The organism is Microbacterium umsixpiens (genome assembly GCF_053543675.1).
The window spans coordinates 1-7,492 of sequence record NZ_JBLVOH010000035.1 but is presented as its reverse complement, the minus strand read 5'-3'; the positions used below and the strand labels follow the sequence as shown (position 1 = coordinate 7,492).

7 protein-coding genes and 1 pseudogene are annotated in these 7,492 nt (G+C 69.5%); 3 read left to right on the top strand and 5 right to left on the bottom strand.

Going from position 1 to position 7,492, the window contains the following annotated elements:
* From ACNPM4_RS03650 to ACNPM4_RS03630, 5 genes and pseudogenes are all read right to left on the bottom strand, one after another.
* A pseudogene (locus ACNPM4_RS03650) lies at positions 1-258 on the bottom strand (DUF58 domain-containing protein); the annotation flags it as partial.
* Positions 259-1,182, bottom strand: coding sequence for an AAA family ATPase (locus ACNPM4_RS03645; RefSeq protein ID WP_448984733.1), 924 nt, complete (start codon positions 1,180-1,182; stop codon positions 259-261). It lies immediately after the preceding pseudogene.
* Positions 1,183-1,226: 44 nt separating this feature from the next.
* Complete coding sequence (locus tag ACNPM4_RS03640) at positions 1,227-2,432, bottom strand: DUF4350 domain-containing protein (RefSeq protein ID WP_448984727.1); 1,206 nt, start codon at positions 2,430-2,432, stop codon at positions 1,227-1,229.
* The gene (locus ACNPM4_RS03635) at positions 2,429-3,070 is read right to left on the bottom strand and encodes a DUF4129 domain-containing protein (protein ID WP_372467158.1); all 642 of its coding nucleotides are present in this window, start codon (positions 3,068-3,070) and stop codon (positions 2,429-2,431) included. The genes ACNPM4_RS03640 and ACNPM4_RS03635 overlap by 4 nt, the downstream gene beginning before the upstream one ends.
* A complete protein-coding gene (locus tag ACNPM4_RS03630) occupies positions 3,067-4,470 on the bottom strand; it encodes a glycerophosphoryl diester phosphodiesterase membrane domain-containing protein (protein WP_448984726.1) in 1,404 nt (467 codons plus the stop codon). The genes ACNPM4_RS03635 and ACNPM4_RS03630 overlap by 4 nt, the downstream gene beginning before the upstream one ends.
* 79 nt (positions 4,471-4,549) lie before the next feature.
* On the opposite strand from ACNPM4_RS03630, the gene mtrA reads away from it, so the two are divergent.
* The 3 genes from mtrA to ACNPM4_RS03615 form a co-directional block, all read left to right on the top strand.
* The gene (mtrA, locus tag ACNPM4_RS03625; protein ID WP_029261966.1) at positions 4,550-5,230 is read left to right on the top strand and encodes an MtrAB system response regulator MtrA; all 681 of its coding nucleotides are present in this window, start codon (positions 4,550-4,552) and stop codon (positions 5,228-5,230) included.
* A gap of 7 nt (positions 5,231-5,237) precedes the next feature.
* Positions 5,238-6,920, top strand: coding sequence for an MtrAB system histidine kinase MtrB (gene mtrB / locus ACNPM4_RS03620; protein ID WP_448984725.1), 1,683 nt, complete (start codon positions 5,238-5,240; stop codon positions 6,918-6,920).
* On the top strand, positions 6,917-7,492 hold a 576-nt coding region (locus tag ACNPM4_RS03615), incomplete at its 3' end, for an LpqB family beta-propeller domain-containing protein (protein WP_473965296.1). The genes mtrB and ACNPM4_RS03615, both read left to right, overlap by 4 nt.

Sequence of the window (7,492 nt, the reverse complement as noted above, 5' to 3'; positions counted from 1 at the left end):
CAGCGCCCTGGTGCCGTGGTTGTGGACGGCGACGCTCACGGGGACCTGTTCGCCGAGGCGGGCGCGCTTCGGCACGCGGCGACTCACGGTCACCGACCGGGCGCTGGCGGCGAGAGAGACATCCACGACGACCAGCACGATGCACAGGCCGATCCAGGCGCCCAGCACCGCGTACGCCGGGTAGCCCGCGAGCCCGGCGAGGACCAGCGGGACGACGCCGACGGCGAGAGCGACGGCGAGACGACCGGTGATGAACACCTAGATCGGCACCCTGGTCTGCTGCACCACCGAGGTGAGCACCGCGTCTGCGGAGACGCCCTCCATCTGGGCGTCGGGCCGCAGCTGGAGCCGGTGCCGCCATACGGGCACCAGCATCGTCTGCACATGATCGGGGGTCACCGCCGTGGAGGCGTTCAACCACGCCCAGGCCTTGGCCGCGGCGAGGAGGCCGGTCGACGCACGCGGGCTGGCACCGAGTTCCACGGAGGGGGACTGCCTCGTCGCTCGCGCCAGATCGACGACGTAGCCGAGCACGTCGTCGGTGACGTCCACCGAGGCGGCTGCCTGCTGCGCCGCGCGGATCTCGTCTGCAGAGACCACGGCCTCGACGCCGGTCAGCTCGCGCGGGGAGAAGCCCTCGGCGTGCCGGCGGAGCACCGACACCTCGGCATCGCGTTCCGGCATGCCGACGACGAGCTTCATCAGGAAGCGATCCAACTGCGCTTCCGGCAGTGAGTACGTGCCCTCGTGTTCGATCGGGTTCTGCGTCGCGGCGACGAGGAAGGGGTCGGGCAGCGAGCGGCTGACGCTGTCGGCCGAAACCTGGCGCTCCTCCATGGCTTCGAGGAGGGCGGCCTGCGTCTTCGGCGGCGTCCGGTTGATCTCGTCCGCGAGCAGGATGTTCGTGAAGACCGGGCCGGCACGGAAGTCGAACTCACCCGTGCGTGCGTCGTACACGAGGGAACCCGTGACGTCGCCCGGCATCAGGTCCGGCGTGAACTGCACGCGTTTCGTGTCGAGGCCGAGGGCGCGGGCGAACGAGCGGACCACCAACGTCTTGGCGACGCCGGGCACTCCTTCCAGGAGCACATGGCCGCGTGCGAGCAGCGAGACGAGGAGGCCGGTGACGGTGCCGGCCTGGCCGATGACCGCCTTGTCGACCTCGGTGCGCACCCGGTGCATAGCCTGACGAAGCGCGGCGTCGTCGGTGGAGTGGTTCTCAACGGTCACGTGGTTCCCTCGGCTTCTGTGGGATGGATGGTCGGTCGGCGGGTGCTGGTCTCCACGGCCGCCTCGAGCTCGTCGAGACGCCGAGCGAGATCGACCAGGGCGGCGTCGTCGGTGGGAAGAGGTCCCGCCAGCAGCGTCTGCAGTGTTCCCCGAGGGATCCGGAGCCGGTCGGACGCGGCGTCGGCGACCTCGTCTGCGCCGGCATGCACGGCCAGGCCCAGTCGGCGGGCGAGGCGCCGCTGCGCGCCGTCGCGAAGGGCCTCGGCAGCGTGCGCGGCGTCTGCCGCTCTGGCAGTGAGGCGTGCACGACCGTGCATCGTCTCGGACGCGCGCACCGTCACCGGCAACGTCTCGGCGACCAGGGGCCCGAAACGCTGACCGCGCCAGATCGACGCGGCGACCCCGGCGAGCAGCAGCAGGAGGATCGCCGGAGTGACCCAGGGCGGTGTGAGGCTCCCCAGCGTGTCGACCGACTTGCGCTCGATGTCGGAGTCACTGAAGCTCGGGACATACCAGACGACCCGCTCGGTCTGCCCGAGCAGCGCGAGCGCCAGGGCGGCGTTGCCGTTCTCCGCCAGGTACGCGTTGCTGAAGAGCCTGGTGCCCTCGACGACGGCGACGCGGTCACCGCCGCGGTCGTCGATGAGCACGGCGGTGCCGTCGGCATCGCCGAAGCACCCCTCGACCTCGGCGGCGGGAGCGAAGAGTCGATCGGCCCGGATCGTGCCGACCTCGGCGAACTCCGGGACATCGCATCCTGCCGTCACGGCCTCGCGTGTGCCCGGGGCGTTCTCGCCGATGCGCAGTGCGCTCAGCAGGTGCGAGCTCGTCGAGAGGAAGACGACGCGATCCGCCGGTTCCATCAGCGTCTCCAGGGCACCATCGGTCAGCGTGTACGGGTTCGCCATCACCAGCGTGGTTCCCTCGTCGACGGCGGCACGTGCCTCCGCCCGTGATCGGTGGATGTCGACCTCGACCCCCTGGTCACGCAGGATCTCCGCGAGGGCGAGGGCGCCGGAGTCATCACGCCCTTCGGGATCGAGAGCTCCGTGTTCGCCCGGCGGTGCAGCACTGACGCGGATGGCGACAAAGACGACGAGCACGACGAGGACGACGAGGATCAGCCAGCCGACGATGGACTTCGTCCTGCGCGGTCGGCGCTCGGCCGTCGCCGGGACACCGCTCTGCTCGGTTGCGGTCATGCGGGCACCGCCTCGAGCCGACGGGTGCGGAGACGCTCGTCGGTTGCCGCGAGGTCCTGATAGATCTCTTCCGTCGCCGGGCGGCCGAGGTAGCGGACGTCGTCGAACGCCACGGCCGCGCGGCGCAGGGCCGGGGCCTCGTCGGCGAAGACGGCGCCGGCGTCGCGGGCTATCGACTGCGCGGTGGCACCGGGAGCGGGGTCGATCAGATCGCGTTCCAGCAGGCTGCGCGCGATCGCGCGGTAGCGGAGGATCGTCGCCGTGTTCCAGTCGCCGGCACGGGCACTGCGCTCGGAATCGGACCGGAGCTGCGCTGCCGTGCGGTCATCGGACTCGCCGAGGAGGTCGCCCCGTGCACGTCGCACGGCACGGGAGCTGCGCGGCCGACCCCAGATGACGAGGGCCGCGATGAGAGCCGCCACGATGACGACCGTCACGATGATGAGGGCGGACGGGCCGATGTTCGCCCCGTTGTCCGAGCTGAACAGATCGGCGAGGAAGCGGCCGATGTCCCGCGCGACCAGATCGAACCACGTGGGCTTCGCATCCGCGTACCGCGGGTTGGCGAGCTCGTCTTCCGCCCACCGGCGTGCCTCATCCCCGTCGGGGATGAACAGGTCGTCGAACCGGGAGATCATGCCGTGTCGTCGCTGCCGGGAGCAGCCCAGCCTCCGTCAGCGGGGCCGGGCGCCGGGCGAGGCGTGACGTGCGTCGCAGGGGGCGGCGGCGGAGGGAATGCCCCGGGTGCATCCGCGACCGGCGCGGGTGCGGTCGTCGTCACGCCGTTCTGCTGCGGCGCGTGCGGCTGCTGCCCGTACGACTGTCCGGGGTACGGCTGCGGCTGCGGTGCGTATGCCTGCGGTTGCTGCGGATACGACTGTCCCGGGTATGGCTGCGGGTAGGCGCCCTGCGCCATCAGCTCGTGGTCCGGCACCTGCCGGGGCGGAGGCGCCGAGCTGACGGCTCGCGCGGGATCGACGATGAACGGGTCGCCCAGCTCCTCGTCCGCCCTCCCGAGATCACGGTGCTCGACATAAGCGATGAGCGTCTGGTCCAGCCCCTCGTACCGCATCCGGCAGTCGAGGTAGACGAGCGCCGAACCGGTGCTCTGCACGACGAGGGTGATCGCCTGGATGACGAGGAGCAGGATCTGGGGTGCGAGGAAGGCGAGGACGAAACCGACGATGGCGCTCGGATCTTCGGCGCCCGTCGGCGCGATGACCGACCCGAGAAGGCTGCTCAGCAGCGTGGCCGGGATGCTGACCACCTGCGCCGCGACGCCCATGATGGCGCTGATGAGGAAGGTGACCCCGAAGGCGACCCAGAAACGGCCCCGGGTGAGTCGCCAGGAGCGCACGAAGGCGTCGCGGAACCGTGCGCGCTCGAGGACGAGGATCGACGGCACCAGCAGCAGCTTCGTCGTCAGCCAGACGGACAGCGGGATCGCGGCGAGTCCGAGGAGGACCACGACGAGGACGACGATCCCGATGAGCTCGACGCTTCCCCCCGCACCACCGGCCACGAACGCGGCAATGATGGTCACGACGATCGCGAGGACACCGAACAGTGCGATCACCGAAAGCGACGCGAAACCGGCGAGACGCCAGAACGCCGGCGCCATCCGGCGCCAGAGCATCCGCAGCGTCGCTTTGACCCCGACGGCGGCGTAACCGATCTCGGCGGCGACCACGCCCTGCATCATGGCCGTGAAGGCGATCGAGGCCAGTCCGACGCCGAGGCCGGCGATGAGGTTGATGCCGATGGTCCCGGCCAGCACGGCCTCGAAGTCGGGCGAGGAGGGGGAGACGGTCTCCAGGCGGGAGAAGGTCGTGAACAGGACGACCCCCATCACGGACGCCGTGACGACGGTCGCGACGAGCTGGATCACGACGGCGAAGCCGAACAGCACCTTCGGGTTGTGTCGCAGCGCCGCGAAGGCCCTGCCCAGCAGCATCCCGAACGTCAGCGGATGAAGGGGGATGATCCCCTTCTTCGGCGCGGGCGTCCACATCTGGCCACTCAAAGGCACTCCCTCCATGGTGGCTCCATCGTGTCACACCGCACACGTGGTGCGCAGACCTGGGGTCGGCGGGACTCGGTGCCATAAGGTAACAGTTATGACCTCACGCATTCTCGTGGTCGACGATGACACAGCGCTCGCCGAGATGATCGGCATCGTGCTGCGCACCGAGGGATTCGAGCCGGTGTTCTGCGCAGACGGCGCGCGAGCCGTCGACGAGTGGCGCTCGCAGCGGCCCGATCTCGTGCTGCTCGACCTCATGCTGCCCGGGATGGACGGGATCGAGATCTGCACCCGCATACGCGCGGAATCAGGCGTGCCGATCATCATGCTCACGGCGCGCAGCGACACCGCGGACGTCGTCCGCGGACTCGAGGTGGGCGCCGACGACTACATGGTCAAGCCCTTCAACCCGAAGGAGCTCGTCGCCCGGATTCGCACCCGACTGCGTCCGACGCCGCAGACCACCAGCGAGCAACTGCGGGTGGGGGACCTCACCGTCGATGTCGACGCCCATGAGGTGCGTCGTGGCACGGCGCCGATCGCGCTCACACCGCTGGAGTTCCAGCTGCTGGTCGCACTCGCCTCCAAGCCGCAGCAGGTGTTCTCCCGCGAGATGCTCCTCGAGCAGGTGTGGGGGTACCACTACAAGGCCGACACCCGGCTGGTGAACGTGCACGTGCAGCGCCTCCGCGCGAAGGTCGAGCTCGACCCGGACAACCCGAAGATCGTGATGACGGTGCGTGGCGTCGGCTACCGTGCCGGGAGCGTCGGCTAGGAGCACGATGGCCGCGACGACAGCGACCACCGCGACGGTCGCTGTCCTGCGCGACTGGCGCGGCTGGCCGACGATGCTCGGCACCCTGTGGCGACGCTCGCTGCGGTTCCGCACTCTGTCCATCACACTGCTCGCGACCTCGCTGGCGATCTTCATCACCTGCGTGACGATGGCTCTCGTGATCCAGAACGACCTCTTCATCTCCCGCAAGACGGTCGCTCTCGAAGACGCGCGCCGCGCGGTCGACCAGGCCCAGCGCATCCTCGACGTGGCGGAGGTGGGAGATGATCCCGCTGCGCTCTCGAGCCTCTGGGCCGGCATCCAGGACACGCTCGCTCGCACATCGAGTACCGATCAGCTCGCGGGCTACAAGATCGACACCGGCGCGGACACCGCGCGGCTGAACGGCTTCGAGGCGGGGTTGAACGAGAGCCTGTTGAGCCCGAACCTCCGCGCCCGGGTGGTCAAACTCGACGATCGCCAGGCGTGGCAGTCGGTGGCGCTCCCGGTGGCGGACGGCGCGGCGGTCCCCGGCATCGTCGTGGGGCAGCAGCTGCAGGTGCCCGAGGCCGGACCCTTCGAGATCTACTTCGCCTACGACCTCGGCGATGCCGATCAGACCCTCGTGTTCGTGCAGCGCACACTGTGGATCGCCGGGATCGGGCTGGTGGCCATCGTCGCCGCGATCTCATGGATCGTGCTGCGGGCGGTGGCTTCCCCGATCGTGCAGGCCGCGGAGACGAGCGCACGACTCGCTGCGGGCGAGCTCGGAGTGCGCATCGACGTGCACGGTGAGGACGAACTCGCCGTGCTCGGTCGGTCCTTCAACGCGATGGCCGACAGCATCGAGGCGCAGATCAAGGAGCTCGGCGAGCTGTCGATGGTGCAGCAGCGCTTCGTCTCCGATGTCTCGCACGAGCTCCGCACTCCGCTCACCACGATCCGGCTTGCCGCCGACATGCTCAACGACCAGCGCGAGGAGTTCGATCCCACCACCGCGCGCACCGCTGAACTGCTGCACACGCAGGTGCAGCGGTTCGAGACACTGCTCTCCGACCTGTTGGAGATCAGTCGGTACGATGCGGGCTCGGTGCAGCTCGAGTTGGAGGCGACGAGCCTCGCGCATCTGGCGGAGGACATCATCGATCAGATGCGACCGCTCGCGGAGGGACACGGCACGGAGCTGAGGCTGGTCGCCCCCGGCGGGTATTCGCCGGTCGACATGGACCCGCGGCGTGTGCGGCGAGTGCTGCGCAACCTGATCGGCAACGCCATCGAGCACGGTGAGGGGCGCCCGGTCGTCATCACGATCGACAGCAACCAGCATGCGGTGGCAGCGGGCGTGCGGGACTTCGGGATGGGAATGGAGCCGGACGACGCGGAACGGGTGTTCGACCGATTCTGGCGCGCTGATCCCTCTCGTCAGCGGACGATCGGAGGGACCGGGCTGGGACTGTCCATCGCGCTCGGCGACGCCACGCTGCACGGCGGTACGCTCGCCGTCTGGTCGGAGCTGGGCGTCGGCACGAACTTCGTCCTCACCATCCCTCGTCACGACGGTGTGCTGGACGGCCCGAGCCCCGTCCCGATCGAACCGCAGGAGCCCCTCGCCGAACTCGGGGATGCGACCCAGCCGATCTCCCTGGTTGAGCCTCCTCCCGAGCTCTTCGACGAGAGTGACAGATCATGAATCCGACGAGGTGGACGAGGACGCTGCGCGGCGGCGCGGTGGCCCTCGTGGCGCTCCTGCTCTCGGCCTGTGCCGGGCTTCCGACCAGCGGTGGGGTCTCGGTGGGGCTCGAGCTCGGCGAGTCCACGCAGGATGTCGACTTCCTCCCCGTGGCCTCCGGGCCGATCAAGGGCGCCGGTCCCGAGGAGATCGTCGAGGGATTCCTCGAAGCGGGGATCACGACGTCCGACAACTGGGCGACGGCGCGGGAGTTCCTCGCTCCCGACCTGCAGCGCACGTGGCGGCCGGCGGCGGGGGTGTCGATCGACACCGGAACGGACACGCGGACCATCACCTCGACCGTTCCTCCCGCGGACGTCGAGGATGCAGACTCGGCCGACGTCCAGGTCCTGCTCGATCTGGTCGCCAGCGTCGACGATGCCAACACCTATTCGGAAGCGCTCGGAGCCTCCACCATGCCGTTCACGCTGCAGCGCATGGAGGACGGCGAATGGCGCATCACGGAAGCGCTCGACGGGATCGTGATCGATGAGCCGCGGTTCGAGAACGTCTTCGAGGGGTATCCGCTCCAG

What these genes read in the sequence shown, in the direction of transcription:
- ACNPM4_RS03640 (WP_448984727.1), bottom strand. Translation starts at nt 2,432, where the DNA reads ATGACCGCAACCGAGCAGAGCGGTGTCCCGGCGACGGCCGAGCGCCGA.
- ACNPM4_RS03635 (WP_372467158.1), bottom strand. Translation starts at nt 3,070, where the DNA reads ATGATCTCCCGGTTCGACGACCTGTTCATCCCCGACGGGGATGAGGCA.
- mtrA (WP_029261966.1), top strand. Translation starts at nt 4,550, where the DNA reads ATGACCTCACGCATTCTCGTGGTCGACGATGACACAGCGCTCGCCGAG.
- ACNPM4_RS03645 (WP_448984733.1), bottom strand. Translation starts at nt 1,182, where the DNA reads ATGCACCGGGTGCGCACCGAGGTCGACAAGGCGGTCATCGGCCAGGCC.
- mtrB (WP_448984725.1), top strand. Translation starts at nt 5,238, where the DNA reads ATGGCCGCGACGACAGCGACCACCGCGACGGTCGCTGTCCTGCGCGAC.
- ACNPM4_RS03630 (WP_448984726.1), bottom strand. Translation starts at nt 4,470, where the DNA reads ATGGAGGGAGTGCCTTTGAGTGGCCAGATGTGGACGCCCGCGCCGAAG.